The 26,606-nt window shown below is 54.1% G+C and carries 18 protein-coding genes and 6 pseudogenes; 13 read left to right on the forward strand and 11 right to left on the reverse strand.

Annotated features, from left to right (window positions below; all coding sequences use genetic code 11):
- Positions 1-107 precede the first annotated feature (107 nt).
- Positions 108-464: a pyridoxamine 5'-phosphate oxidase family protein gene (locus N8E89_RS24555; protein WP_262262428.1), complete on the reverse strand. Its 357-nt coding sequence runs from the start codon at positions 462-464 to the stop codon at positions 108-110.
- 251 nt (positions 465-715) lie between these two features.
- Positions 716-1,282: a DNA-3-methyladenine glycosylase gene (locus N8E89_RS24560; protein WP_262262429.1), complete on the reverse strand. Its 567-nt coding sequence runs from the start codon at positions 1,280-1,282 to the stop codon at positions 716-718.
- Positions 1,283-1,477: 195 nt separating this feature from the next.
- Between N8E89_RS24560 and N8E89_RS24565 the strand changes: the two genes are divergently transcribed.
- On the forward strand, positions 1,478-1,837 hold the full coding sequence (locus N8E89_RS24565) for a hypothetical protein (RefSeq protein WP_262262430.1): 360 nt from the start codon (positions 1,478-1,480) through the stop codon (positions 1,835-1,837).
- Between the two features lie 186 nt (positions 1,838-2,023).
- Here the strand turns inward: N8E89_RS24565 and N8E89_RS24570 are convergent, their stop codons facing one another.
- The gene (locus N8E89_RS24570) at positions 2,024-2,587 is read right to left on the reverse strand and encodes a sigma-70 family RNA polymerase sigma factor (protein ID WP_262262431.1); all 564 of its coding nucleotides are present in this window, start codon (positions 2,585-2,587) and stop codon (positions 2,024-2,026) included.
- Between the two features lie 517 nt (positions 2,588-3,104).
- On the opposite strand from N8E89_RS24570, the gene N8E89_RS24575 reads away from it, so the two are divergent.
- Both N8E89_RS24575 and N8E89_RS24580 read left to right on the forward strand, forming a co-directional pair.
- Positions 3,105-3,605, forward strand: coding sequence for a YciE/YciF ferroxidase family protein (locus N8E89_RS24575; protein ID WP_262262432.1), 501 nt, complete (start codon positions 3,105-3,107; stop codon positions 3,603-3,605).
- Between the two features lie 67 nt (positions 3,606-3,672).
- A pseudogene (locus N8E89_RS24580) lies at positions 3,673-5,788 on the forward strand (catalase).
- A 34-nt stretch (positions 5,789-5,822) separates the two neighbouring features.
- On the opposite strand, the pseudogene N8E89_RS24585 reads toward N8E89_RS24580, so the two are convergent.
- The 4 genes and pseudogenes from N8E89_RS24585 to N8E89_RS24600 all read right to left on the reverse strand — a co-directional run.
- Positions 5,823-6,936, reverse strand: a pseudogene (locus N8E89_RS24585) (glycosyl transferase family 1); the annotation flags it as partial.
- 121 nt (positions 6,937-7,057) lie between these two features.
- A pseudogene (glf, locus tag N8E89_RS24590) lies at positions 7,058-9,290 on the reverse strand (UDP-galactopyranose mutase).
- Between the two features lie 1,509 nt (positions 9,291-10,799).
- Positions 10,800-11,300 carry a YciE/YciF ferroxidase family protein gene (locus tag N8E89_RS24595; RefSeq protein WP_262262433.1) on the reverse strand — a complete coding sequence of 167 codons (501 nt, stop codon included), beginning with the start codon at positions 11,298-11,300 and terminating at the stop codon, positions 10,800-10,802.
- A gap of 140 nt (positions 11,301-11,440) precedes the next feature.
- A complete protein-coding gene (locus N8E89_RS24600) occupies positions 11,441-12,178 on the reverse strand; it encodes a Crp/Fnr family transcriptional regulator (RefSeq protein ID WP_262262434.1) in 738 nt (245 codons plus the stop codon).
- 173 nt (positions 12,179-12,351) lie between these two features.
- Between N8E89_RS24600 and N8E89_RS24605 the strand changes: the two genes are divergently transcribed.
- Together N8E89_RS24605 and N8E89_RS24610 are read left to right on the forward strand one after the other, a co-directional pair.
- On the forward strand, positions 12,352-13,248 hold the full coding sequence (locus N8E89_RS24605) for a transglutaminase family protein (RefSeq protein WP_262262435.1): 897 nt from the start codon (positions 12,352-12,354) through the stop codon (positions 13,246-13,248).
- Positions 13,249-13,335: 87 nt separating this feature from the next.
- A complete protein-coding gene (locus N8E89_RS24610; RefSeq protein ID WP_262262436.1) occupies positions 13,336-14,148 on the forward strand; it encodes a transglutaminase-like domain-containing protein in 813 nt (270 codons plus the stop codon).
- Between the two features lie 193 nt (positions 14,149-14,341).
- Here the strand turns inward: N8E89_RS24610 and N8E89_RS24615 are convergent, their stop codons facing one another.
- Positions 14,342-15,319, reverse strand: coding sequence for a sensor histidine kinase (locus N8E89_RS24615; protein ID WP_262262437.1), 978 nt, complete (start codon positions 15,317-15,319; stop codon positions 14,342-14,344).
- A 254-nt stretch (positions 15,320-15,573) separates the two neighbouring features.
- On the opposite strand from N8E89_RS24615, the gene N8E89_RS24620 reads away from it, so the two are divergent.
- From N8E89_RS24620 to N8E89_RS24650, 7 genes and pseudogenes are all read left to right on the forward strand, one after another.
- On the forward strand, positions 15,574-16,608 hold the full coding sequence (locus tag N8E89_RS24620) for a DUF72 domain-containing protein (protein ID WP_315975709.1): 1,035 nt from the start codon (positions 15,574-15,576) through the stop codon (positions 16,606-16,608).
- A gap of 236 nt (positions 16,609-16,844) precedes the next feature.
- On the forward strand, positions 16,845-17,339 hold the full coding sequence (locus tag N8E89_RS24625; protein ID WP_262262438.1) for an acyl-CoA thioesterase: 495 nt from the start codon (positions 16,845-16,847) through the stop codon (positions 17,337-17,339).
- A gap of 447 nt (positions 17,340-17,786) precedes the next feature.
- On the forward strand, positions 17,787-17,975 hold the full coding sequence (locus N8E89_RS24630) for a hypothetical protein (protein WP_262262439.1): 189 nt from the start codon (positions 17,787-17,789) through the stop codon (positions 17,973-17,975).
- A gap of 248 nt (positions 17,976-18,223) precedes the next feature.
- Complete coding sequence (locus N8E89_RS24635; RefSeq protein WP_262262440.1) at positions 18,224-19,048, forward strand: isocitrate lyase/PEP mutase family protein; 825 nt, start codon at positions 18,224-18,226, stop codon at positions 19,046-19,048.
- 2 nt (positions 19,049-19,050) lie between these two features.
- Positions 19,051-19,521 carry a methyltransferase family protein gene (locus tag N8E89_RS24640; RefSeq protein ID WP_262262441.1) on the forward strand — a complete coding sequence of 157 codons (471 nt, stop codon included), beginning with the start codon at positions 19,051-19,053 and terminating at the stop codon, positions 19,519-19,521.
- 326 nt (positions 19,522-19,847) lie between these two features.
- Positions 19,848-20,226 (forward strand): annotated as a pseudogene (locus N8E89_RS24645) (YciI family protein).
- Between the two features lie 575 nt (positions 20,227-20,801).
- The gene (locus N8E89_RS24650) at positions 20,802-22,061 is read left to right on the forward strand and encodes an MFS transporter (protein WP_262262442.1); all 1,260 of its coding nucleotides are present in this window, start codon (positions 20,802-20,804) and stop codon (positions 22,059-22,061) included.
- A 177-nt stretch (positions 22,062-22,238) separates the two neighbouring features.
- On the opposite strand, the gene N8E89_RS24655 is transcribed toward N8E89_RS24650, so the two are convergent.
- The 3 genes and pseudogenes from N8E89_RS24655 to N8E89_RS24665 form a co-directional block, all read right to left on the reverse strand.
- Entirely contained in the window at positions 22,239-23,681 is a 1,443-nt protein-coding gene (locus tag N8E89_RS24655) for a mechanosensitive ion channel domain-containing protein (protein ID WP_262262443.1), read from the reverse strand.
- A gap of 62 nt (positions 23,682-23,743) precedes the next feature.
- Positions 23,744-24,127 (reverse strand): annotated as a pseudogene (locus N8E89_RS24660) (cupin domain-containing protein).
- A 241-nt stretch (positions 24,128-24,368) separates the two neighbouring features.
- A complete protein-coding gene (locus N8E89_RS24665) occupies positions 24,369-25,415 on the reverse strand; it encodes a LacI family DNA-binding transcriptional regulator (RefSeq protein WP_262262444.1) in 1,047 nt (348 codons plus the stop codon).
- A gap of 166 nt (positions 25,416-25,581) precedes the next feature.
- Between N8E89_RS24665 and N8E89_RS24670 the strand changes: the two are divergent.
- Positions 25,582-26,606: pseudogene (locus N8E89_RS24670) on the forward strand (Gfo/Idh/MocA family protein).

The following is a 26,606-nucleotide window of genomic DNA, read 5'->3' on the forward strand; positions in this document are numbered from 1 at the left end:
TGCGGAGGTCCCCTCGCCCGAACCGAGCTGCTATCTTGCAACTTCGCAACGCGCTCAACTGCGGACATCAACTATGACCCGTGCAGCCCAACCGTGGGCTCTTGTCATCACACTCGCAGCCAGCACTCAGGTAAAGCTGCCAGATATTTGTAACATTCGATCAGTTCAAGGGCACGTCCGCTACGTTCTTCTTGTAGTCGCGTTTTGATATCGTGGCCCTTAGATGCAAAAGTTGCGACCGCGCAGGCCCCATCTCCGAGATTTTGGACAAGAGAGCTTTCGGTCGATGTGAAGAACCAAATAGGACCGTGTTGTCCGTCGAGCTGCGCTGTCATGGGTCGGGTGTGGCTCTCTTCGACCCCGACTAGGCGCAACATCATTGTCATGCCAGACTTAAGCAATTCCCAAATTTTTCCTAGATTTCTTGCGGATTTGTCATGTGAAGTCCCTGCTGAAAATGGCATTGCTCAACTTTCAGTGAGACCAAAAGCTCCGGGCATTTTAAGAAAACTCATATAACGCCAGGCAACTACCGCGAGAGGGAGACCTGAATTTCATTGCCAACGTCCATCGTCTAAAACGCTTAAAGAATAAATAGCAATAGCTTGAATTTGTTGATTAATTTAACCAACAATTATTCTTCCCCAAGCGGTCGTTTTTGCACCAGCCTGTTGCGTAGCATTCTTCGGTTGTGACCGGAGCGGCCCCAGTCTCACTAAAGAGGCGTTGCTGCCAAGCCAAGCTTTGCACTTAGAAAGGGAGAGCCGAGAAGCCCAAAACGCCAGGGTTTGTCGATAGCCCGGCTAATGCCGACACGCGGTCCGCAGCAGACGTCGAAAATGTCATGAGACGGCTCTAACGAAAATGGAGGCACAAGCAGAGACATGCCGTCATGTGACTTATCTATGCCAAGAGCTTGGGTGAGTTTCCCCGGTCCTGAACATAGGTTTGGAATATTGTCGCGTGATCGCCGGCGCTTCATGGTCTCGATACCCTGGGCAGGCTCCAACGCTCTGATGAGCACAGCTGATCCGGGCAGACATACAAAATTCAAACACCAGTGAATGCCATAAGAACGATAGACATACGCATGGCCCGTAGGTCCAAACATCGATCGGTTCGAATTGCTTGGCCCGCGAAAGCTATGTGAGGCGGGATCATCAGGAGCATAGGCTTCAGTCTCGACAATTAGCCCGCCCACGCCGTCAACCAATAGGCTCATCCCGATGAGATCCCGGGCGACGGCATGGGCGTAACGATGAAAAAAAACCGAATTCAGCATCGCATCACTTTCGTTTACTCAAGAGTGGAACCAATTTGTCTGATGTGGCCTTTAAGGTCCGGAGACGCAAAGTGCGAATTCCACACAGACGTTAGTCACCCGTCGGGAGGTTTCCATGGGCCGCGGCATCTAATCTAAACGGGGTGGACAGCGCTTTTTCCTGAACCGTTACCATTAAGAATGGAGAATGATCAAATGAAAGACAAAATCCCACTCGATCGCCCTGGATCTCTGGATACCGAGCCGGGTAGCGACACCTATTTGGTCGATCAGGTTTTGGAGGCCAGGGATAAGTCAGACCATGATGCAAATAGGCCAGTTGACGTCGCGGAGGAATTGAACGCCATGCGCGCCGAAATTGATAGAATTACCGAATCCATCGGATTGTTGGCAGGCAGCGCGAAGGCGCTGGTTTCGGAAACCCCATCTATACTCGAACAGGAATTGCGCAGCCTTGTACAGCGCAAGCCTTTAACAGCGCTTATTGGAACAGTCGCGTTAAGTTTCGGCCTAGCCCTGCGGTTGATCGGTCCCAGCAATCGCCGCTCGCATTAAATCAACCGAATATAGCAACAGGAACTCAAGCCTATGCGCCGTTTCGGCGACGTCGCGTATTTCGATAGCCATCAATGTGTTGCTCAGCGTGGAGCCAACGGTAAACTCTGAAGAGAACATCCTAGTGGTGGATTTCGGACATGGCGTGGCTACGCGGTGGCGTCCAGATGCCAGCCCCGAGTTGATTTACTGGTAGGGACTGCTGGGAGCTTCTAGCATGCCGTCACGGGACTTTTCACCCAACATTTCCAAAAGGTGGGCCTTGGCCCTATTCAATCTGCTCTTGACGGTACCAATGGGGCAGTCACAGATTTCTGCAGCTTCGTCGTAACCAACACCCATTACGCAAACGAGCATAATAGCTTGCCGGAAATCCGGATCGAGCTGATGCAAAGCAGTTTCAAGTTCATGACCCCGGATAGTCCACTCCTGCGATGCAGGCCTTGAAGGTCCTACTTCAGCAACATCTTGTTGACTGCCTGTGACCTCCCTGAGCCGGCGCTTTATCGCCGTATTGAAAGTATTTCTCATGATGGTGAACAACCATGACTTCATACTCGTCCCCGGTGTAAATTGGTTCAATGATCCAAGTGCTTTTTTGAGCGTTTCTTGGACCAGATCGTCTGCTTCATCTGGATTTCTATAGAATGACCTTGCGAATGCCCTTAACGCCGGTACAAGAGCAACAAGTTCCGCCCTGGAGTTGATCTCCAATTTGAAATCTCGATAAATGGGATCGATTGCAACCATGTCATCGCCTCTTTGATGAGATGACAATGCATCGAAATAGTAACTGTTCCTCAGTCGGCCCGAACTGTACGCTATCGAACACTCCAGTATTCTCTGGTCGAGGGTGAACAAAATTACCCCGTTGTAGGTTCGTTCCCAAAAGGGATGAACAGTTGATCCCATCACAGCAATCGCGTTGACCTAACGATGGCCGAACTGCTTCGGGCCGCCAACGGTGGGATTGGGCTTTGTTCATAAGCGCCTTGTCCAGTGAGCGAACAGTCGGTGATTTCCTCGCCTGTGCAGCCGAGATAAGGGATCCACGGCTAAATCAGACCTTCATCAACCGACACCCGCGCCTCCGCCAACCTCAACCGAATAATAATTCGCGTTCGTCCCTTCCTCCTAATGCTCCAACCCAGTCGCAGAGCATTTTCGTTCGCTATACGGCTCAAAAAGGGAACCGGGCCGCGAAGGACTGGAACAACCACCGAACTGCGTAGTTAGGCCGAAGTCCGATGTGAGAGAGGAACCCACCATGGCAAGCAAGAACCTAGACGAGTTATTCACCGATGGTTTGAAAGACGTTTATTACGCAGAACGCAAAATTCTAACGGCACTTCCGAAGATGGCGGCAAGCGCCCAGACGCCAAAGCTCAAAGAAGCCTTCGAAAAACACTATGAGGAAACGCAGAGCCACGTCGAGCGCCTTAACCAAATATTCGAACTTTTGGGCAAGCCGGTGAAAGCCAAAACCTGCCCGGCCGTTGATGCCATTATCGAAGAGGGCGAGGAAATCCTCGATAAATTTAGGGAAAGCCCCGCGCTGGATCTTGGTCTGATTGCGGGGGCGCAGGCCGTCGAGCATTACGAAATCGCTCGATACAGCGCGCTCAAAAAGTGGGGCCTGGCTTTGGGGTATTCGGAAGCGGTCGATCTTATCGATGCGACCCTTCAGGAAGAACTGAAAACCGACGCCGATCTCGGTTCGCTTTCAGACTCATTAGGGAATTCCAAAACTTTCAAAACGTCGCGCTGAATGCGTCCACGACAAGTCGGACCAATCTTCCAAGAAATCTCGTGACGATCAAAATCAAGGAACCAGAATGCCTAAGACATCCGAATCAAGTCGCTCCATCAACGCCACCGTCCACGATCAAACGCTGCAGCGTGGCGCGGGCGGAGAATTACACCAGATCGCTGAGGATGGTACCCCGGTGCTCACGACTGCTCAAGGTAGTCCAGTTACAGAGGATCACAATTCCCTGAAGATCGGGCCCAGGGGACCCGCGCTCCTCGAAGACTTTCACTTTCGCGAGAAGATCTTTCATTTCGACCATGAGCGCATTCCTGAACGGGTGGTCCATGCTCGCGGTTATGGAGCGCATGGTTTTTTCGAAACCTACGAGATCGCTTGCCGAATACACCCGGGCAGACCTCTTTCAGCGGGCAGGCGAGAAGACTCCGGCTTTCGTCAGGTTTTCAACTGTCGCCGGCAACAAGGGCTCGTTCGATCTGGCGCGGGACGTGAGAGGATTTGCCGTCAAGCTCTACACTCAGGAAGGCAACTGGGATTTGGTCGGTAATAATATCCCGGTTTTCTTTATCCAAGATGCGATAAAATTTCCCGACATCATACATGCGGTCAAACAGGAGCCCGACCGAGCTTTTCCACAGGCGCAATCGGCACACGATAATTTCTGGGACTTTATAAGTCTCACACCCGAAAGCATGCACATGATCATGTGGATCATGTCGGATCGGGCTATCCCCCGGTCCTTTCGGTTCATGGAAGGATTCGGAGTTCACACGTTCCGCTTTGTGAACGCCAAGGATGAGTCCACTTTCGTAAAATTCCATTGGAAGCCCAAGCTAGGCCTTCAATCTGTTGCCTGGAACGAAGCTGTCAAGATCAATGGATCCGATCCCGATTTCCACCGCCGCGATCTATGGGAGTCTATTAAGTCTGGTGCATTCCCGGAATGGGAGCTGCAGATCCAGCTTTTCGATCAGGAATTCGCCGACAATTTCGACTTTGACGTACTCGACGCAACAAAGCTCATTCCCGAAGAAATCCTGCCCCCCATTCCCGTGGGCCGCCTGGTGCTAGATCGGATGCCTGATAACTTCTTTGCAGAGACTGAACAAGTGGCGTTCATGACGCAGAATGTTCCACCTGGCATCGATTTCTCCAACGACCCATTGTTGCAGGGGCGAAATTTCTCCTACCTCGACACACAGTTAAAACGACTGGGTGGCCCCAACTTCACGCACATTCCAATCAATGCTCCTAAATGCCCCTTTAATCACTTCCAACAGGATGGCCACATGGCGATGCGTAATCCTGTCGGGCGCGTCAATTATCAACCTAATTCGTGGGGAGAAGGTCCGCGGGAATCTCCCGAGCGGGGATTTCGGTCATTTGCAGACGCAGAGTCTGGACAGAAGGTCCGCCTCCGGGCCAAATCCTTCGCTGATCACTTTAGCCAGGCGCGTCAATTTTATATCAGCCAGACTCTGCCTGAACAAAAACACATCGCGGCTGCACTTACATTCGAACTCAGCAAAGTAAAGACCCCCATAATCCGCGAACGAGTGGTCTCGCATCTTCTCAACATTGACGACACGCTAGCGGCAAAGGTTGCGCGCGGCCTTGGTCTGAAATTCATGCCCATTGCGGCGGAGACTGCTGTGCCGACGCGGCAGGACCTTGAGCCGTCACCTGCGCTCAGCATTGTGAAAAACGGCCCGGAGCGTTTTGAGGGTCGAAAACTGGGAATTTTGCTAACGGATGGTTTTGATGCGACCCTGTTGAAAGCATTGCAAAAAGGCCTGCTGGCAGAAAAAGCCACGTTTGAAATCATCACCCCGGTGGTAGGGGGTGCAGAAGCGGCAGATGGCACCATGGTCGAAGGCGACCAGATGATCGATGGCGGCCCCTCTGTCCTCTACGACGCCGTCGTGTTGTTAACCTCAGATAGCGGAATGCTGGAGTTGCTGAAAGAATCGACGGCCCGCGACTTTGTCGCGGACGCATTCGCCCACTGCAAGTTTATCGGATACTCCGCATCGGCTTTGCCTTTATTTGAAAAGGCAGGCATCGCCGATAGCATCGATGACGGGGTGATACTCCTGACCGAAGCGAAAGATGTCGCCCCCTTTATTGCAGAGCTTGGAAGGTTGCGAGTATGGGCCCGGGAAGCGAACGTAAAGATGAAATAGCACATGGCCGGCGGAAAGCGGCCCCGTGTTAATTTTAATGCCTCTTGTATGGACCGAACAGACGCTTTTGTAATTTCAATTCTTCCGCGAGGGGCACATGTTCCTCGCGGCGGCCTGCGTCGGGAAGCGATGATAAGAGACCATTCCGACACAGGCGACTATCATCCCAGCCAAGGTGTTCAAGGATTGGATAGAGGCAGATTCCTTCCAAAGGCACCCCAATTGAGATAGCTTTGCGGGCTTCCGCGCAGACATACCGCAGCCATGCCGGCCGCGCATCATCTTCGATCCCCGTTTCGGCGATAAATATCGGCTTTCCGTATCGGATGAATGTTTCCAATAACAGTGAACTCAGCGGTCTGTACCGAGAGTCATCCACGGCGAGACTATCGCCTTCCAAAATCCACTGATTGTGTGAATAGTAATTCACCCCAATGATATCGAGGAGATTTTGCTGGCCCCCGAGCTGAGGCCAGGATGAGCCACAAATCATATCCCAGGATTCTGAACTGTGCTCGACGGTGGCCTTCTGCTGCCTCATGTTCCCATGGTCGAGCAGAATCTGCCACGACATTAATAATAGGATCACAATGGACAAAACGGGCTCGGGGATCAACGTCCAGTATGGCATGCATAGCTGCAATCGATGCTCGCACCAGCTGGACCTTCAATTCAAAACCCCGCGCGCGGGCGAAGGGATTGAGATAACCCACTTGGCCGCCGCCCCAGGCCATGAACGAAATTTCGTTTATTGGAGCGTAAAACGGAATGCTGCCACTATGTTCTTTAACTATGCCGGCAGCTGCAGCGGCGAAGGAAGCAAAGCGCGCCACAAATTCCGGTTTCCAGATATCGATCCCGCAGGGCCAGCCATAGTGCAATAAGTCCCAAATTACCTGAGTGCCCGTGTCGCGGGCAGCTTGCAGCATGGGAAGGAAACTATCCCAATGGTAGATTCCCGCAGTACCTTCGATCAAATGCCAGCGAATTCCATCGCGAACCGTTGATATGGAATGTTCGCTCAATTGGGAGTAGTCGGCTGCTGCGGAAATATCGTGTTTTGTTGAAGCGATTATGTCGAGGCGGCGCCCAGAAGCCAATTGATGGGTGGAGCATTCAAACCCGCCTTGAAAGAAGGACTGGAACAGGTTTGGGGCCGAAATTTCATCCAATACTGCATGGGGCTCAGGTTTTTGACCGACAAGATCCCTTCTGCGCGGCAGCATCATCAGCTTCTCACTATCTGGAGAACAGGTTGGCGACACTCTCTCATGATCGGAATACCACCCTTCCCTCGCCGCTCGAGAGCGTCTTCAAGCGGCGATAGGTAGCCAAGGCTTGGCCCACGACCTGATCCATATTGTAGTATTTATAAGTGCCTAGTCGACCAACGAAGGTGACGTTGGGACTTGCTTTGGCAAGTTGTTCATATCTCTTAAAAAGAGCCTGATTTTCCGGACGCGGGATCGGATAGTATGGGTCACCCTCTGAGCAAGCAAATTCATAGCTCACGCTGGTTTTCGGGTGAACTTGTCCGGTCAGGTGCTTGTACTCGGTAATGCGAGTATACGGAATTTGTTCTGATGGATAGTTTACCACACCCACGGGCTGGACCCGCCGCCTATCGTACGTTTGATGTTTAAACTGCAGACTTCGATAGGGAAGTGCCCCGAAAAATGTGCTGGTAATATTCATCGATTGGTCCGGTAAAGATCGTATGAGCCGACACATGCTCTTTGCGAACCTCGGAAAAGTCCGCATCCAGCAGTATGTCGATATTGTCGTGATCCAGCATATTCTCAAACATGTGAGTATAGCCATGAAGTGGCATTGCTTGGATACTGTCCTGAAAGTAACGATCGTCTGTGCTCGTGCGAGTGGGTATGCGCGCAGTGACAGACTTATCGAGCTCGGAGGGGTCGAGTCCCCATTGCTTGCGCGTGTATCCCTCAAAGAACGTATGGTAAAGATCACGACCAACAGCGGCGATAACCACATCCTTTGAAGAAATGATCGCCTCTACGTTTTCTGCGCACCTAGTGAGAAAGTCCGCCGCTTGTACGTCATTTCGCAGGTCGAGCCCATAAAGTCCATTGAGGGTAGTGCGATTGATCAGGATCGGGAGCAAGGTTCCCGCCACATCGGCAAGGACGCGATGTTCATAGGCCCGCCAGGCAGTGAATCTCGAAAGATAGGAAAAAATTGCATCGTTGTTGGTATGAAAGATGTGAGGCCCGTATTTGTGGACCAGGATACCGCTGCGATCGTAAAAATCGTAAGCGTTGCCGCCCACGTGAGGACGACGATCGCACACCAGGACGCGTTTGCCAGCATCTGCGGCCAAGCGCTCCGCCAGCACTGAGCCGGCAAATCCAGCGCCGACAATGAGATAGTCATATCCCCCGCCGGAACCCTTGCGCCGCCACAGTGGAGGATGGGAAACATCCTGAACAGATTGCGTTTTGCGAACCATTGCGGCATTGAGATGCCCGTTCATCTGGTTGAAAGTTTCATCCCAAGTGCAGGTCGCAAGGATTTCATCCGCATCAGCCAACCATGAATCATCCGACTTGTTTAATGAAAGCGCCTCATCACAAAGCTCGATGAACTCCTCGGTGTCGCCAGCGACAAACACCCCTTTAACACCACCATAGTGACGAACGACATCCCTGATTGGAGTCGATACAACGGGTCGACCCGATGCGAGGTACTCAGGGGTCTTAGTTGGGCTAATGAAGCGCGTAGCGTCGTTCAATGCAAAAGGCATGATTGCCACGTCCCACGCAGCGAGATAGTCCGGAAGCTCCGCATATGGGACCTTACCCGTGTAGTGGATATTGGGCGCGCGGGGCAGATCACTTTGGGAAATCTTTACGACAGGTCCAATCATCTCAATCGACCATTGTGGTCGAGCCGCCGCCGTCGCGGCGACTAACGCCAGATCCAGGCGCTCGTCGATGACGCCACAATAACCCAGCTTCGCACGGTTTATGGTCTTACAATTAAGCGGGCTAGAAGTTCGGTTGCGGGCGATGCGAAAGTGTTCGATGTCAACCCCGGATGGAAAGGGATGAATGTTGTCGTGAAGCAGCCGCTTTGCTTCAAACAAACTGTATCCACCTGTGAATACGACATCTGCTCTGCGTATTAACTCCACTTCCAATTCATGCAAACGCGCCGGCGCGCCAAGAAAATTCGCCAATTCGTCCATGCAGTCGTAGACCACAAGTTCGGTATCGATTGCACCTGCGAATTCATACATCATCGGGGTGTAAAACCAGAAGGTTGGTTTTCGCCCGCCGCTCAAATGAATGAGTTGGACGACAAGTTCCTCCAGCGCATCCCGGGTTTCGCTGTGCGAGAATGCATGGGGGACGCGAGGACGCACGCATTTGACCGCTGATCCCTGAAACGCATGAAATTCCAAGTAAGGCGCGTAGTGATCAGTTCCGATCAGTTCCTCGAAGAAGAATACTTGTCGCTGGAGGGCAAAACGTTCCATGAGATGCTGGGGTCGCTGATAGACAAAATCCCATCTAAGGTGAGAAAAACATATAAGAGGGCCAAGCACTTCTGCGTTTTCGGGATGAAATACAGTATATTTATCTTGGATGTGCATCAGGACTCCTATATTTGCAGGTTTGTCCTTAGCGAACCTCCGGGAACGAATTAGGTTCCTTAGTATGGATAACATGTACTATATCGCACATAATTTTAAGCTTTAAGTGAGATGCATTTGAACTTATGTTCGGGAACTGAACACCATTTCAGCCGGAGCCCCTTCCGGCGTTGTCAAATCGGTATTTCCGCGAACTGTTCGCGGGTGAGGTGTTGACCCTCCCTTAGGTCGCATGGGCTCACAAGAGTGCGTTCGGCAACTTGGTTGCCAAGAAGCTCGTCAGGCGATTATCATTGATCTGGATATCTGGAACGTTCGGTGGCCCGCCTTGGGGCCACCGTTTTACGCATAAAGTGGCGTTAGCGGCTCTTGTTGTTCTCGCCGCCTTTGGACTGCTTGTCGGACCCTGAACCGCTTTTGGATTGCTTGTCATCCGAGCTTTTCGAGCCGCCCTTGCTGCTGCTTGATTTATTGCCTTGATTATTTGGCACGTGTTTCCTCCAATGTTTCACTGAATGAATATCCAGCACCGACTCAACATCGTCAGAAGAGAAGTGTTCCCCATAACCGGGCCTTGGTGCGCTATCGTACACATCTTGCAGGCATAGGTGAGTACACATGCCGGCCCCGCGATTTCTTGGGCGTTGATCGACGCAGCAAAAAGCGAAAGAGGCTTCATTCAATCGCTGAAGCCGTGGGATCTGCTTTCAAAAGATCGGCAAAAAATATGGTTCCGATCAGCTCGGCGCATATATACGCGAACGACCCGCGTGGTTGGGTCGAGCAAGAATTTGGTCGACAAGAGTTTTCTTGGCTGTTTGCTTCGCTTCTGCAAGGCGCGCTTATAATCTGCAAGTTCAAATCCTTCCGCGTCTTCAAGAACAACATCTTCATGAAATACAAAGCGAAATATCGGCATCGGAGGCACTTCGTCGAGAAAGCCCGAGGCTATCCGGCGATTGCAATGCTCACCACGAAACCGGATCGCTGCGACGCAAGCGACCTTCCATGCCTTCCCGAAATTGGTCGTCCAGCGTCTCTTTGTCCACTGCTCGATCCTCGGTGGGCCGCCCACGGCCGAGAAAGTGTATCTCATGGATGCAAGCCACGTTCTCGCGTTTGGTCCATATTGGCGTTGCTCGGTGCATCAGATTCGGACTGATCGCAGTGAGAGATTGTAGCGACCTGGATCATTATTGCTTTGGCCTTGGTGATAAGACTGTCCATGCTAAACTCAGTAAGCGTTATCCAAATGGATTCCCACCTTCGCCTATGAATCAAATGGCTGCCCATTCCGGGGCTTCGGGCGTTACAAGTGTATCAATCAATCGCAAAGTAACCTCCTCACTGATAAAAACCGTGCCCACTCCCCTGGAATGAGCACGGGTGCTGCTACGCAGCTACTTTTTGGGCCTTGGCGTTTACGCCGCCTTCGGCGAGTTTGGTGAGGGCCGCATCGGTTGCTATCTCTTCTTCCAGGGTTTGGACCAGAAGTGCCAGAGCATCCTTCATGCCTAGTTCATCGGCCCAACGGGCCAACGTGCCATAACGAGCTATCTCATAGTGCTCGACGGCCTGAGCCGAGGAAACCAGGCCTGCGTCAAGAGCTGGCTCGCCCTTAAAATCGTCGAGTATTTCTTCACCTTCAGCAATAATACCTTCAATCGCCTCGCAGGTTTTGCCTTGTGCGCGCTTGCCGAAAATCTCGAATACCTGCTGGAGACGCTCTACATGGACTTCTGTTTCGTTCCGGTGTTTCTCGAATGCAGCCTTTAATTCCATGGAGTCTGCGCCTTTCGCCATTTTCGGCAAAGCCTTCAGAATCTTCCGCTCAGCGTAGTAGATATCCTTCAATGTCTCATGAAATAATGTATCTAACGTTTTGGTGACCATGGGTCGTCCCTCCAGTTTTAATCCGCCACCAAATGTGGCGAGTGCGGAAAGAACTACGCCAAACGATTATTGTTCCTTTTGAAAATGACTTCGTAGAATCCTGTCGGCCAGTTCCACTGAAGACTTTAACAAAGCTCACATCAACAGCACTGTTGCGTCTGCCTTAACGACCAGCCAGTCAAACGCACCGATTCTTCTTCGGCCAGACCATAGGCACCGTCCGCAAGTTCCATCAGTCCTTCGCGGTCTAAGACGACGATCTCTGACCGCTTGGATCGTATAAGACCTTTTCCTTCCAAGACATGAAGAGCAACGGTTACGCCTGCCCTCCTGACCCCCAGCATGCGAGCCAAATGTTCATGGGTGAAAAACATGCTATCCCCGTCCACCCTGTCATGAGCAAGCAACACCCAGCGGGCCAATCGATCTTCTAATTTTGAATGTCCGTTGGCGATGGCCGTTGAACCCACCTGGATTGAAAGCGCGCGCGCAAAACGTGTTAACAACACTTTCATGGGTTCACTAACCGAAAGAGCTTCAACAAGGTCGGACGCATCGATCCGAAAGGCGCTTCCACTCATTTGAACCACTGTGCGATAGGCGCTTCGATCGTCGTATTGTAGAAGTGCCGATCCAGACATCCCATCTCTCCCAAAAAGACCAACTTCCAAATCGCGAGCACGCGGCAAGCTCGCCATCATCGATGCGATGCCACTTTCAAGAAAATAGACATGTTTGAGCGCTTCTCCCGGCGTCTCAATTTCCTGTCGCAATTTCAATGGTACGACCTGCATTTTGGGCAATAGCAAAGCCAGGTCCTTTTCGGACAAACGCGACAGCAAGTGATTGCGTATCGGGCTCTTTTGATCGATTGGCACCAGCCATTCCTTCCAATAATTCAGGCACTTTCATCAGCGGAGATCAAATGCTGACAGATTTCACATACTCTTCTCCGAATTGAGCCGGCCATGACTTTAACGAAAACAAGTCAGAAAACGTAAAGTTCCAAATAGGACTTTGCTCAACAGCGCGTGCGACGTAAGAATCTGCTATGACCATTTTTTCGGTGCGACATTCAACCGTTTATCGGTACCTCAGGCCCGTGGCATTTGGTGAGCATCGGCTGATGTTTCGTCCGCGGGACAGTTTCGATCAGCGCCTTCTTGAGGCGGCGCTGGTTGTCGATCCCACACCGCGACAAATCCGCTGGATCCATGACGTCTTTGGCAATTGCGTTGCGATCGTACAAATCGCCGAACCAGCAACGGAGTTGCGCTTTCAAAGTCATATTCGGCTGGAACATACACCGCAGGTCCCCCTTGATCTTCAGATCGATGAGGAGGCGCTTACTTATCCCTTTAGCTACGACGGCGACGAGATTATCGATTTGGAGCGGACGATCACGCGTCACCATTCCGATCCTGATGGTGATCTCGATCGCTGGGCCCGGCAATTTGTTCGTGTTGGACATCCGACCGAAACCGGGCATCTCTTGATGACCATGTGTTACGCAATTCACGAAAGCTTCGTATATGAGCGCCGTTTGGCAAGGGGCACGCAGACACCACTCGACACGTTGCAATTCCGTCGCGGCACATGTCGGGATTTTGCCGTCCTGATGATGGAAGCGGCCCGCTCGCTCGGTTTAGCGGCGAGATTTGTGACAGGATACATTTATGTTCCTAGTCGAGACGGTTCGATAACATCTGGGGGCGGTTCCACCCATGCCTGGTGCCAGATTTATCTCCCTGGAGCAGGATGGGTGGAGTTTGATCCGACCAACGGCATCGTCGGTAATCGCGATCTAATCCGCGTTGCCGTCGCGCGCGACCCGCGCCAGGCAATCCCCCTGACAGGCAGTTATGACGGACGACCCTCGGATTACGAGGGGATGTCGGTGCAAGTGAACGTAACCACGGAAACAGCAGGAACTTTTCCAAACCGCTGACGAATGAGGGGAACCCCGCGCGGCTATCTTGCGTTGCGCCATATTCACTGCTGATGCGGTGGTTATCGGTTCAACCAAGGAGAGACGATGAAGATACGCGCCGGGTTCACATTAGGCTACGAATGCCCCCAACCGACATCGATGCTACTGGTTTTGAATATCCATCCCTCGCGCCGCATCGACCTTCTCACCGACCAAGTACTCACCTTCGACCGCCCGATTGAGGCCTGGGGATACACTGACAGCTTTGGCAATGCCTGCACACGTATTGTTGCGCCGCCCGGACTGACGACAATATCGTCCGAGTTCGAAATCTATGACAGCGGCCAACCTGACGTCGTTCCCGTGAATGCTATTCAACACGATATCAAGGATTTGCCCGATGATGTCCTGGTCTTTCTGCTCGGCAGCCGTTATTGCGATACGGACCGCCTCAGCGATTTCGCCTGGGCGCAGTTCTCGGCAACGCCACCAGGATGGCCACGCATTGCAGCGATCCTGGACTTCGTACACAACCATATAACCTTCGACTATCAGAAGGCGGACGTCCTGAGGACCGCTACCGGGGGCTTTACCGACAAGACAGGCGTCTGTCGCGATTTCGCTCACCTCGCGATCACGTTGTGCCGCTGTATGAACATTCCTGCGCGCTATTGCACGGGCTATCTTGGTGACATCGGTGTTCCATTCAATCCCGACCCCATGGATTTTAATGCATGGTTCGAGGTTTATCTCGGCGGACATTGGCACACCGTCGATGCGCGCCACAACACGCCAAGAATTGGCCGCATCCTGATGGCCACCGGGCGCGATGCAACAGACGTGGCGATATCGACCAGCTTTGGACCATCGGTCTTGTCTCGCTTTGAAGTTCTCACCGAGGAAGTGCGCGCAGGATAGGACAATCAAATTCCTCGACAGGGCTGGGCACGACGTCGTCGCCCATCGATGAGAAACGAGGCGGCGTTTTCACAGCCACGGTCAGGGCGAGTGTCGAAAAACAACCTCAAGATGAAAGGGGAAAGACACAAGGGCTCGTCGCGAGAACCGTAACAGCGCTGGACGATCCGGTTGAGATCGCTCCGACACGCGCTTACAAATCGGCTTGGAAGCCTTTTAGCTGCGCTAGCACCGTGCACCTCAGCCCATCTGGGGCATAGACCAAATCGACATGATTTGGTGCGCCCGCAACCCCGCTTCTTATCAGTCGGGTGCCCAATCCCTCGGCCGTAGGTTCAACAACCGGAGGACCGTTCTTCTCCAGCCAGTCAAGCCTGAAGGCAGGCTCGCCATCCAGATCTGCAATCCCCCATTTGACGCTTACGTGGCCTCCAGCCGTCGACAAAGCGCCGTACTTAAATGCGTTGGTTGTAAGTTCATGGAGTAGCATTGCCAAAGATAGGGCAGACTGAGGTCCCACTTCCAGGGCTGGACCTTCAAGATTGAACTGGCTGCCGTGCCCGTCCTGATGGAGATTTACCGATCTCTCGATCAGGGTTTGAACTGCTATGCGTTCCCCATAACCCGTCAAGAGCAAATCGTGTGCTCGTCCTAGAACGCCAAGGCGCTGGCTGATTGACACACGCGCGGCCTCAATATTGTCCGCACGCCGTAACGACTGGTTGACAATGCCCTGTACCATCGCAAGCTGGTTCTTTAACCGATGGCTCAATTCCTGACTTAACATCGACTGCAGTTCATCGGCCCGCTTTTGCTGCGTACGGTCTCGAACGATCTTGAGGAAACCTTCGGCAGTCCCACCATCTTGAAGCGGCAACATCAAGCCGCTGGCCCAAAACTTTGAGCCATCCTTGCGCACATGCCAGCGCTCGTCTGTCGCACGGCCGTTTTTTAGAGCATTTGCCATTTCTTTGCGCGGCACGTCCTGCGCACGGTCGTCGCTTGTGAAGATGATATCGGCGGCCAGCCCTAATACCTCTGCCTCGCTCCAGCCAAATAGCTCCTGAGCTCCGACGCTCCATGAGGTGACGTTGCCGGACAGGTCAGCTGTGATGATGGCGTAGTCGATCGCGCTTTCTAGTACAAGTTCTGCGATTCTTTTGTTGGTCATTGGCCTCCCTCGTACAATCTCCGCTCAGGTTATGATGCCGGCGTAGTAGGAAAGTTCTGGCAAACTTCAGTCCTCACGATCCTGTCGTCAATAGGGGGCGGCTCAATCAAACCCGGAACATCGATGGCCGTCCTTCGTTCGAATAAGCAGAGTACGCATTTCATGTCTCAGATTGCAAATATCGACCCCGAGCAGCGTAGTAACGCAACATTCCTGCGATGTGTGTGGTTGCCGATCGGATTAAGGCCACAGCGATGGACCGTTCCTCCGAAGAGATCCAACGACGACGCGAGCGGCGCGCCGAGCGCCGGCAAAAGCAAAGGCTGGCAAATTTGCAGCGCGCGGCAACGATGCACGAGGTTCGTATTTCGGAAAAGCAGCTGCCAAAAACTGCGGCCTCAGCCGGCCGTTTGCGGGACGGCATCCACGTCGGATGCTCCGGCTGGTATTATTGGCATTGGAAAGGCAGATTTTATCCAGATGAAGTCCCGTCCAAACAATGGTTTGCGATTTACCAGCAAAATTTCAAAACTGTGGAGCTCAATGCACCGTTCTATGCGTGGCCCTCGATTGCGACAGTCAAGTCCTGGCTGCGCCAGGCGGATGGCGACTTCATTTACACAATCAAAGTATGCGAATTAATCACTCATATTAAGCGTTTTGAGGATACCGGGACCTTGATCGGGGATTTCGGATATATCGCCGATCTGCTTGGGCCACGCATGGGCTGTTTTCTCTTTCAGCTGCCGCCAAGCATTCGCTACGACCAAGCTCTTCTCAAGACCATCTTGCAGCAGCTGGATCCGCGTCATCGCAACGTGATCGAATTTCGTCACAAAAGCTGGTGGAATGCGGACGTTTATGCGGCATTTCGCGCAGCGGGAGCGATCTTCTGTTCCTGTAGCGGCCCGCGACTTCCCGATGAGCTGGTGAAAACCGCTGAGGACATCTACATCCGCTTTCACGGAACCAAACAGTGGTACCGCCACGACTATAGTGAAGAAGAATTGGCAGTTTGGGCTAAGCGCATCCAGAAAAGCCGGGCCAGAAATGTTTGGGTATATTTTAACAACGATCGCGACGGTTACGCGATTAAGAACGCAAAGGTGCTGTTGGAATTGCTGAGCAGAAAAAAAACACGAGACTTGAAACTCTCGATGGTAATGCCGTCCTTCATTCATTGCGTGTGGGGCATTATCCGCTGTGGGATGTATATCCTTGGCGATGCCCGTAGCTTCCGGCCGCAGATCAGTGCCGAGATGGAGAAGCAGCTGCGCATCATCGCTTAGGGCACCAGAGCCTAAAATGTCGCCACCAGGTAATCTAAAATCAAGTCATATTTACATCAGCAGCAGGAATACCGTGCGATGGCCAAGACACCTACCTTCGGGTATCCGTAAGATCGGGAGCGAGCAGAGGCGGTTCGCCGAAGAAAAATTGCGCAACGATCGGTATCTTATATCTGCGTGTTTCCGAAGCCTCCCTTTTTCCTGCATAATGAGTGCAAACGCTGGAGATGCACGCAATGGATGACGGCACCGATAAAAGTCGAATTGAAATGGTCGTCCTGATGACGCCAGACATGGCCAACTTTAGTGGCAAGGTGCATGGCGGTGCCCTGCTCAATGTCCTGGACCGCGTCGCTTTCTCCTGTGCATCCCGCTTCTCGAAGCAATACGCCGTCACGTTGTCAGTAGATCAAGTCGTGTTCCGTCAACCTATCATGGTCGGCGAATTGGTGACCTTTCGAGCCTCGATCAATTACGCCGGTCGAACGTCAATGGAAGTCGGCATTCGGGTTGAGGCGGAAGACATCCGCACCGGCACGCGTCGGCACACGAATTCTTGCTACTTCACCATGGTGGCCGTGGATGTCGATGGCCGGCCGACTGAAGTGCCAGCATATCATCCCAAATCAGAGGTTGCGCAGCAGCGTCTGCGTGCTGCCGAAGTTAGACGCAGCCTGCGACGCGAGTTCGAAACACGGTTTCGAGCCGCCGGTTCTGGCACGTCCGGTTGATCCCGGTACTGGCCGCACAGAAAACATACAAAAATGGAGCGGAATTTCTCCAGACCGTCCTAACGAGGCAACCGAACAGGCCCGCCAAGACGGAAAGCGGACCTGAAAGAAGGCTTTGGCCGCGTCAGCGTTTGCCAGGTCTGAGACAATGGCATCGCAGGGCGCGTTTGTATTGATTTGCCTCATGCAGCCGAGAGTTGTCTCCTTCTGCAGCTAGAACGAACGTGCGCTCGACAGGCATAGGGACGAGACCTTGGACAGCCAGTGAGAGCAGACTACCTTCTCCGTGTTGACTACCCAAAAGGGCATTGAGGAAAGGGCGGAACAAGGGCGCGAGATGACCACTTCTCCACGCGGCGAACTGAATTTTGACAGATCAGAGCACGGCGGAACGAAATGAGAACTCAACCGTTGAGTTCGCGGCATTGAAACACGGAGGAAATGCAAATGGGTATCGAGCAAGCCCCTACAGAAAAAGGTAGGAAATCCGCGCGGGGCCTGAGGAAGAGCGCCGCAAAAGAGGAAAAGAAAGTGGAAGCCCAGAAAGGTTCAGACCTGGCAAAAGGCTCGCAGCGTTTTGAGGAACGTTCGAAAAGCTCCGACGGCAAGAGCGCGGGTACAAAGCAACGACTCTAAAGTCGGCCGGTGTGGTTGCTGGATCTGTTCATCAACGCAATAGCCTTCCCGTCCTGATCACGTTGTTGACGAACCGCTGGACCAGCGAAACCAATTCGGAAGGCGCGGGAAAGTTATTCCGGCGTCGGCGAGACATGTCGTGTCTGCGGCTATTCGTGTAGGCACTATTGGCAACCAAGTGAGCAAATGCGATATTGAACTACCTCGGGGCCCCCCCTCCTCGGTCGGCCGATAATGAAGGGGGCCACATGGAAGACAAGGGCAAAGCATTTCGACGACTGCATGAAGAGCCCGGCGCGTTTATCATCCCCAACCCCTGGGACGTTGGAACGGCGCGAATTCTCGCAGCAATGGGGTTTCCGGCGCTCGCGACCACCAGCGCCGGAATGGCTTTTTCTCTCGGCGTTCCTGAGGGCAGTGTGTCCAGAGACGATACCCTGAACCATTACCGGACTATCGTGGCAGCTACGCCTCTGCCCGTTTCTGCCGACCTTGAAAAAGGTTTCGGAGACAGCCCCGAAAGTGCCGCCGAGACAATTCAGGCCGCCGCCAACATAGGGCTTGCAGGATGTTCTCTCGAAGACCACACCGGCCGACGGGATAATCCGATTTACGATTTCACCTTGGCCGTAGAGCGTATCGCAGCGGCGGCCGAAGCCTGCCGCGCCTTGCCGCATGATTTTGTGCTGACGGCGCGATGCGAAAATTTCCTGTGGGGTCGCCCCGATCTCGATGAGACCATTGAGCGGTTACAGGCTTTCCAGCAAGCCGGTGCCGACGTACTCTATGCACCAGGTCTCCACGACCTCGGTACGATCCGTGCGGTTTGCGGCGCAGTAACCAAACCCGTCAATGTCGTCATGGGCATGCCGGGGACGACATTTGGCATAGCAGAACTGGCACATGCTGGCGTCAAACGCATCAGTGTCGGATCGGCGTTGGCGCGGCTGGCATTCGGCGCGTTCGCAAACGCAGCGCGGGAGATGAGAACAACGGGAACTTTTCAGTTTTCAGAACAAGCCATGGGGTTTGCGGAACTTGAAGGCTTTTTCACGGGCGCAACGAAAGCTTAGCCATGAGTGATCGCGCAGACACCGCCAATGTCATCATTCGGCCGCCGATCGCGTGGGCGCTCGCAGTGCTCGCCGGATTCGCCCTGCAATGGGCCGTGTCCTTGCCGTTCCTGCCAGCCTCGCTGCCCGCGGGCTGGGTCGGCGGGATTGTGTTCGTCCTCGCGCTGGCGCTCGTCGCCTGGGCGATCGCCACCATTACCAAGGCAGGCTCGAACGTACCCACCAGCATGCCGACCACTACCATCGTCCAGGAGGGACCCTACCGCTTCACGCGCAATCCCATCTACCTCGGCATGTTTTTCGGGCTCGTCGCTCTCGCCATTGCCTTCGACAGCCTTTGGCTGATCGGGACGCTCGTGCCCTTCGCCCTTGTAATTCGCTACGGCGTGGTGGCCCGCGAGGAAACGTATCTAGAGCGCACGTTCGGCGACGCCTATCGCCACTACCGCGCTCGCGTGCGGCGCTGGTTGTAGCGACGGGCAGCAAGATCGATTCTCGCAGCAGCGCCGCGACAAGGGCTCGCAGTCTCCTTCGGCGGCTTTCCATCACCCGGGGCGGCCTCGTTCGGTTGGCGAAGAATACCGTTCCCGCGCCAGAAACCGACGCCTAGCGGGTTCTCGTACTGCACAAGCACTGTTTTCCAATCACGGGGAATACCTGCAGGCTTGCCCGACGATTATCGAACCTATCTAATCAACAAAATCCAACGAGCTACCGGATTTCGGTCGCGTCAACGTCAACTCAGTCCAGGACGCAATGAGGCCGAGACGGAAGTGATCAATGCACGAGAGGGACAACCATGTTCTACGCCATCTTGGCCTATCACGAGGAGGAAATGGTCAGAATCATGGACCAAAGAGGAGGATGCGGCGCTGATGGCCGAACTGCTCGAGGTCAATGATCGCCTCGTCCGGGAAAAAAGTCTGGGACCAGCTGCACGCCTTGGCCCGACACGAAGCGCCGTGACCTTGCGTGGCAAGGATGCCGGCATGATCACCGACGGCCCCTTTGCTGAGACCAAGGAGCAGTTGCTCGGCTTTTATGTGGTGGATTGCCCAACCCTCGGGGCCGCCGTTGCGACCGCGCGCGACCTGCGTCGTGCCAATCCAACCGCAGTCTATGAAATCCGACCAATTTTGCTCTATCGCGCTGGTGCGCCGCTCCACGCCGAGGATTAGTCAGGCTGACGAACCAAGCCAGCCCAAGACGCTTTGTGCGAGCAGATATATCACCGGCGTGTGCGCGCTAGACGGCAATACGTTCGCCTTTTGCGTACAAAGGAAACAGTTGGCTGCTTGATTTGAAGCGCCGGAGTAAGAGCAAATCGACACAAGTGAGGGTATCGAATGGCGTGAGATGGGGCGCTCTCCGCCTCCAACTCTGTCCTCCTCATGCCGAACTTTCGGCTCGAAAGGCGTAACCAGCGAGTTGACCGCTTTCTGCGACATTCAACTTGGGCTGGGTTGGCCTTATTTGCGCCCTCAGCGCAGTATGGAGCGCGTTGCTTTGCCGTTATTAAGCTGAAGGCATGGTGGCATTGACGATGTGCAAATTTCTGTCTAGCTGTAACGTCATGAAGATCGCAATGGTTCTTGTCGTGGTAACAAAGCGCATGGGCAGGATGGTATAGCCATCCGGCGAAAGCACCCATGCGCGGTAAGCAGGCTCCTGACGGGGCTTTTTTTATGCCCGGAATTTGGGCCCGCGCCTCGTCAGATTTTCGCAGTAACCCACTGACAAGACGGACATAACCATGATGGACGACGATCCCATTCAGCTTTCCTGCGCACAAATGGCCGAGGAACCGGTCATGACGCGAATTATTGCTCCACCCCGACTAACCACCCTCATCTTCCTTTCAGCGCTCGCAGCGCTGCCGGTGAATATGATTTTACCGTCCCTTCCGAACATCGCTTCCACGTTCCAGGCTGATTTCGCGCTCGTCAACCTTTCGGTTGCCGGCTACGCGATCGTTACAGCCCTGACAGCGCTCATCGCAGGTGCCTTGTCAGATCGATATGGGCGCAGGCCGGTCGTATTGCTGTCTGTCTGCATCTTCATTGCAGCGTCCATTGGCTGTGCTCTTGCGACCAACATTGGTGCCTTCCTTGTTTTCCGAGCGATGCAAAGCTCCATTTCTGCCTGCTATTCCGTGGCTCTCGTCATTATCAAGGAGACATCGGGTGAACGCAAAGCTGCAAGCAAAATGGGTTACCTCGCCATGGGATGGGCGATTGCACCGATGCTCGGTCCTCTCTTGGGTGGGCTGTTGGACGAGTTGTTCGGGTGGCGAGCGGGCTTTGTTGTTTTTGCGATCCTTGGTGCCACTGTCCTCGCATTGTCTATGCGCGAGCTAAGCGAAACGGTCGCGCACGCGCCCGGATCAAATCGGGATTACCTTGCTTCATATGGTCAGCTCCTGAGTTCGGCACGGTTGTGGGCTTATACTCTGTGTATGGCTTGCTCGATGGGTACGCTCTATGTCTTTTTCGGCGGGGCCCCGCTGACGCTTAATCAAGCGCTCGGCGGGTCAAGTGCGAAACTTGGCTTCTATATGGGCATGGTGCCAGCAGGCTTTATCCTGGGTAGCTATTTAGCTGGCCGTTACGCCTCCCGGTACTCGCTGGGCACATCCCTTATTTTCGGGCGTGTTTTGACCTGCCTCGGGCTGTCGATTGGCTTGGTCCTGTCGACATTGGGCAGTACCGATGTTCTTGCATTCTTTGGACCTTGCATGTTCATCGGCATAGGCAATGGGTTGACCATGCCCGCGGCCAATACCGGCGTGTTGTCCGTGCGGGCTGATCTCGCTGGCACCGCTGTGGGGCTGGCCTCGGCAATGACAATCGCTGGCGGAGCACTCATCGCCTCTGCTGCGGGTCTCTTTGTCACGGAAACAGCCCCAGTCCATACACTGCTCGCCATATTGCTGATATCGGCATCGCTCGCCTTGTTGGCGGCACTTTTCGCGGCTTTTGTCGACTGGCGGACTTTTAGGCCAGTTTCATCGTGAACGTCCGCATGCGCCTCCGTTCTGACCGGTGGCGGAAACGGACGGGCATGGGCGCACCGTCGATGCATTACGCTATTGGCCTCATGAAAGACGCTGGCGCAAGACATTTCCGCCAGCGCTTTGCAAAGCAGTTTTGAATGGATGCTCGAACACGCCTGGATATCAGGATCGCCCGGATTATCGGCCCAACAAACCCTGAACGGTACGGCGCAGGATGGATGCATGCCCCGCTGGAACAGGCGGATTGTCCGTTGCCGCCACATTCCTCGCAAGGCTGGAAAGGTGGCGGGTAAGGTTCTCTTGGATTTCAGGATGATTTCCCAACAACGACACCAAGGCCACTCCGTCAATCTCATAGGCTTCGAGCACCGTCAAAGCCTCGTATTCGGTGGCTTGGCGGACGATCCCATCGATCTGGCCGAATATGGCGCCCGGTGCGAGTCGTAGAACTTCCATACCATCACAAAGTGCCGATACAGCTCCCGAGTGGACAATCATCAGGCCCGGCGTATTATCCGCCCCATGGAAAAAGAGGTCTCCGGGGGCGTACCGCCGTAGTGTCGCCGACGCTTCCAGCTTCTGCAGTTCTTCCTGTTTAAGACCGGCGAAGATTGGGCTCGACTGCAACACTTCCTGCAACGACTGTGGAAGGGCACGACCAGCGTCAAGGTTGTCGATAAGGATGGCAGACGACGACGGTAGGGCAAGAAATATCCCGGTCGCCATACATTGACGGTAGGCGAGGTCGAGAAGCTCGTTTTTGGCAGGAATTCTATCGGCGGGATGTCTGACGCGGAATTGCAGATCAATCTCGATGGCAAAGGCATCGACGCCCTTGAGCGCGACGACGGGAGCAGGATCATGAACGATGTTGTTAGCTCCAATCATGGCTTGCTGCATTGTTTCGACGACAAAGGCCGGGGTGCGCGTCGGCTTCACACGGAGCGTCAGAACCACCTGATGCGTCTCGTCAGGGCGGCTGATATTCGTCAGTCCGATCTTAGCCAGGAAACTGTTCGGCAACACGACGATGTTGTTGGCCGGCGTCAGGATATGGGTTGAACGCCAAGTGGTTTCCACGATTCGTCCTTCAGTGCCGTCGCTTAATATGATCCAGTCACCGATTCCATACGGACGTCCCAATGTGAGCGCCAGGCCGGAAAAGACATCGTTGAGCGTGCTTTGCAAAGCAAGCCCCAGGATGATGGCGATGACACCGGAGGTCGCAAGGAGCGTTCCTATCGCGAAGCCAAATACGAAGGCGAGAACCGAAAGCATGACCCCGAGGTAGACTACGGCGATGATCAGGTCCTGCAACAACCGTGCTTCCCGCGGCCTGCCGTCGAGAACAATGTAAATTCGGATAAAACCGATCACGGCCCAGGCCAGATGCACCCACCACAGCATCTTGGCGGCAAGGAGCATACCGCCGCCTTCTGGCTCGAACCTGTCAGGGGAGATACCATTTCCAAACAATATTGCCGTCATGGTGGAGAAGAATGCGATCTGGACAATGAGGCGCGCGTTGGGACGACCACGCCCTTGCAAATGCCACGTAATGATTCCTGCAACACCCAGAGCAACAATCTGAAAAGGAGGTGAGACAAGCAGATCGTACATGGTGGGTTTCTCCTAAAGGCAGGCTCATGGACATAATTTGTGTCCGGCCGTCTCTCTTAACTTTACTTCAGCGGTAAGACGAGCTCCTTTTCAACTGTATTGACAACGAAGACCTCAAGTGGCCTTGCCGGAGCGGTTTTACTGTCGTCCGCACTTACGCCATACCTGTCGCCTGGCAACTCCGAAGGCTTTTTCCGGCTCGATGGATTTTAACCGGCCATCATCGACTTGGCTGCGGGTCGCACCTCTCATACGGCGGCATAGATCAATGCCGAAGTGGGATGAACATGTCCTTCAGAGAAGCCGCCGGGACCAGAGTCGACAGGCGCGCCTTTGAGACTCTTGCCCGGCACGTTGGGCAACTAAACGAGCGTGACCTTGGAGGCGGTTCCAGCAGCGGAAAGTTTTGCCCCGAAAGCGAAGAATGTGACAGCCAAAGGGTGCAGGCAAAGATTTTGGGCGCTGATGTCGCCTTCGTTGCCATCACTTTTTTCTATCTGGTGGAGCCTCCGACTGGCTCGGTTTGTTTGGGCGGTTATCTTTCGTGTCTTAGGCCCAATGAGTTTGGAGATTTCCTGGCAGGCGTATTCGCGCCTTTAGGGTTTTTCTGGCTCGTCGCCGCCGTGTGGATGCAATCCCAAACGTTGCACCACGTCGACGCGTGCGCTCGTCCGGGTAGCACTGCCCTTATTGCTGGCCGCACGTCCCACACCAAAGTCGATCGCTTTCGCCGGGTACCAACTCCATCGGCCAGACCAGCTCAATCCTGCCCTGCGGATAATTGCTCATGAAAGCCGGCATGGTTGAAAGCAATGCTTCAGCCAGCTTTATGCCAAGATCACGGAGGGAAATTCGAAAACAGGTCAATGTCGGTGACAGGAAACGGCTTTGCGTGCTTTCGCGGAAACCAACAACAGCAACATCGCGACCCGGATGGATACCTGCTTCATAAAAACGCCTGTAAAGACCGATGGCCATATTCTCGTTCACGAGAATGACTGCCGTCGGCATTTGCTTTTGCGCCAGCATGGCGCTGGCCACCTGGTAACCGCCTTCTTCATTGCTGTGTGCACGCAGAACAAGTTCAGGATCAAAATGGATGCCACTCACCTTGAGGGCGCGCTTGTAGCCATCCTGGAAAACATGGCCAAGATTGATATCGCTGGCAGGGACACCGATGGCGATCCGGCGATGACCAAATTGCACAAGGCGCGCGACAGCCGTTGCCGCGACCCCTTCAAAATCAAGATCGATCCAAGGATAGCTCCCTCGGGTCGCACTGCGCCCAAGAGCGACAAAAGGAATTTTGCGCTCCAGCAGGAAGCTTATGCGCGGATCGTTGCGGGTCGTTGCCGAAATGATCAGTCCGTCTACAAACCGGCGCCCAACGACGCGGTTGAGATAGGTGGCGGGATCCTCATCGGTTCCACACAACAGTGCCACAAGATCGAGATGATGGCGCCTGAACACAGATTGCACGCCCTCGAACACCGGCATGAAGAAGTTACCGCCATTGTCAGCGCTTTCAATGGTCGATTCGATCATGAAGCCAATCGTGTTGGTGGTGCCCTGCCGCAAGCTGCGGCCTGACTGATTGGGCACATAGCCGAGTTTCTTGGCCGCAACCAGTACACGTTCGCGTGTTTCGGGATTAACGTCCGACTTGCCGTTCAGGGCCCGCGACACGGTACCAATCGAAATATCGAGATGGCGGGCAAGGTCCCGAATACTCACGCTTTTTCTCCCTTTGCCGATCTCGTTCTAGGCGCCGTCCCTCATAAAACACCCAAATGAGGGATTGACAAAAACAAAACGTCGATATGAAATCGTAAACGTTTACGGAAGCCAATTGCAATCGACTTAATCGGTTTAGCCATGGATTTCGTTGGGAGGAGATTAGATGCAACGTGCTGTTTTAGTCGGCTGCGGAGCCATGAGCAAAGCATGGTTCGAGGCAGTTGGCGCCCTTGGTGACATCGATATCGTCGGTGTTGTCGATTTAGACGCAGACCGTGCTGAAGCGCGGGCCACAGAGTTTGGCCTCACCTCCGCCCTCATCGGCAACAATCTTTCGAAAGTCTTGGCCAAGACCAGCCCCAACTTGCTTTTCGATATCGTGGTACCCGCCGCACGGCACGCAACTGTTGCAGCCGGACTGGAAGCCGGTTGCCATGTTCTTTCCGAAAAGCCCATGGCCGAAACCCTGGCAGAGGCCCGCGATCTCGTTTGGCGTGCACGTGAGGCAGGCCGGATTCACGCCGTTGTGCAAAACCGGCGCTACCTTGCCCAAATCCGCCGTATCCGCAGACTGATCGAGATCAGGCGCTATCGGCGAAGTGACCAGCATCCATTGCGACTTCTTTCTCGCTCCGCATTTTGGCGGCTTTCGCGAGGAAATGCCCCACGTTCTGTTTCTTGACATGGCGATCCACACCTTCGACGCCGCGCGTTTTATGGCCGGTGACGCCGCCACGGCCGTTTACGCCCGCGAATGGGAGCCGGCCAATTCGTGGTACAGCCAAGGATCATCCGCAGCCGCCATATTCGAGTTTTCCAACGGCGCGGTTTTTACCTACCGCGGCAGCTGGTGTGCAGATGGTTTGCGCACAAGCTGGGAAAGCGCATGGCGTATCGTTGGCAGCAACGGGACTGTTGTCTGGGACGGGCATGATGACATTAAGGCCGAAGCCGTCACCTCCGGCAAGAACGGCCTTTTTTTCCGGGGTGGCCGCCGTCGGGGTCCCTCCCCTCGATGCGTCTGATCGCGTCGGCGGTCACCTCGGAGTCATGCAGGATTTTATTGTCGCCACAAAGGGCGGGCCCGTACCGGAAACGGTCGGCACGGAGAATATCAAGAGCCTGGCCATGGTGTTCGGTGCAATTGACAGCGCCGAGTCCGGCCGGCGTATCGAAATTACGATCTGA

This window comes from Phyllobacterium sp. A18/5-2, assembly GCF_025452215.1.
Taxonomy (GTDB): Bacteria; Pseudomonadota; Alphaproteobacteria; order Rhizobiales; family Rhizobiaceae; genus Phyllobacterium; species Phyllobacterium sophorae.

Bases quoted from the DNA above. Each gene is read 5' to 3' on its own strand.
- N8E89_RS24630 (WP_262262439.1), top strand. From the start codon at position 17,787: ATGGGTATCGAGCAAGCCCCTACAGAAAAAGGTAGGAAATCCGCGCGG.
- N8E89_RS24610 (WP_262262436.1), top strand. From the start codon at position 13,336: ATGAAGATACGCGCCGGGTTCACATTAGGCTACGAATGCCCCCAACCG.
- N8E89_RS24625 (WP_262262438.1), top strand. From the start codon at position 16,845: ATGGATGACGGCACCGATAAAAGTCGAATTGAAATGGTCGTCCTGATG.
- N8E89_RS24650 (WP_262262442.1), top strand. From the start codon at position 20,802: ATGATGGACGACGATCCCATTCAGCTTTCCTGCGCACAAATGGCCGAG.
- N8E89_RS24565 (WP_262262430.1), top strand. From the start codon at position 1,478: ATGAAAGACAAAATCCCACTCGATCGCCCTGGATCTCTGGATACCGAG.
- N8E89_RS24595 (WP_262262433.1), bottom strand. From the start codon at position 11,300: ATGGTCACCAAAACGTTAGATACATTATTTCATGAGACATTGAAGGAT.
- N8E89_RS24615 (WP_262262437.1), bottom strand. From the start codon at position 15,319: ATGACCAACAAAAGAATCGCAGAACTTGTACTAGAAAGCGCGATCGAC.
- N8E89_RS24635 (WP_262262440.1), top strand. From the start codon at position 18,224: ATGGAAGACAAGGGCAAAGCATTTCGACGACTGCATGAAGAGCCCGGC.
- N8E89_RS24575 (WP_262262432.1), top strand. From the start codon at position 3,105: ATGGCAAGCAAGAACCTAGACGAGTTATTCACCGATGGTTTGAAAGAC.
- N8E89_RS24620 (WP_315975709.1), top strand. From the start codon at position 15,574: ATGGACCGTTCCTCCGAAGAGATCCAACGACGACGCGAGCGGCGCGCC.
- N8E89_RS24555 (WP_262262428.1), bottom strand. From the start codon at position 464: ATGCCATTTTCAGCAGGGACTTCACATGACAAATCCGCAAGAAATCTA.
- N8E89_RS24570 (WP_262262431.1), bottom strand. From the start codon at position 2,587: ATGGTTGCAATCGATCCCATTTATCGAGATTTCAAATTGGAGATCAAC.
- N8E89_RS24655 (WP_262262443.1), bottom strand. From the start codon at position 23,681: ATGTACGATCTGCTTGTCTCACCTCCTTTTCAGATTGTTGCTCTGGGT.
- N8E89_RS24640 (WP_262262441.1), top strand. From the start codon at position 19,051: ATGAGTGATCGCGCAGACACCGCCAATGTCATCATTCGGCCGCCGATC.
- N8E89_RS24605 (WP_262262435.1), top strand. From the start codon at position 12,352: ATGACCATTTTTTCGGTGCGACATTCAACCGTTTATCGGTACCTCAGG.
- N8E89_RS24560 (WP_262262429.1), bottom strand. From the start codon at position 1,282: ATGCTGAATTCGGTTTTTTTTCATCGTTACGCCCATGCCGTCGCCCGG.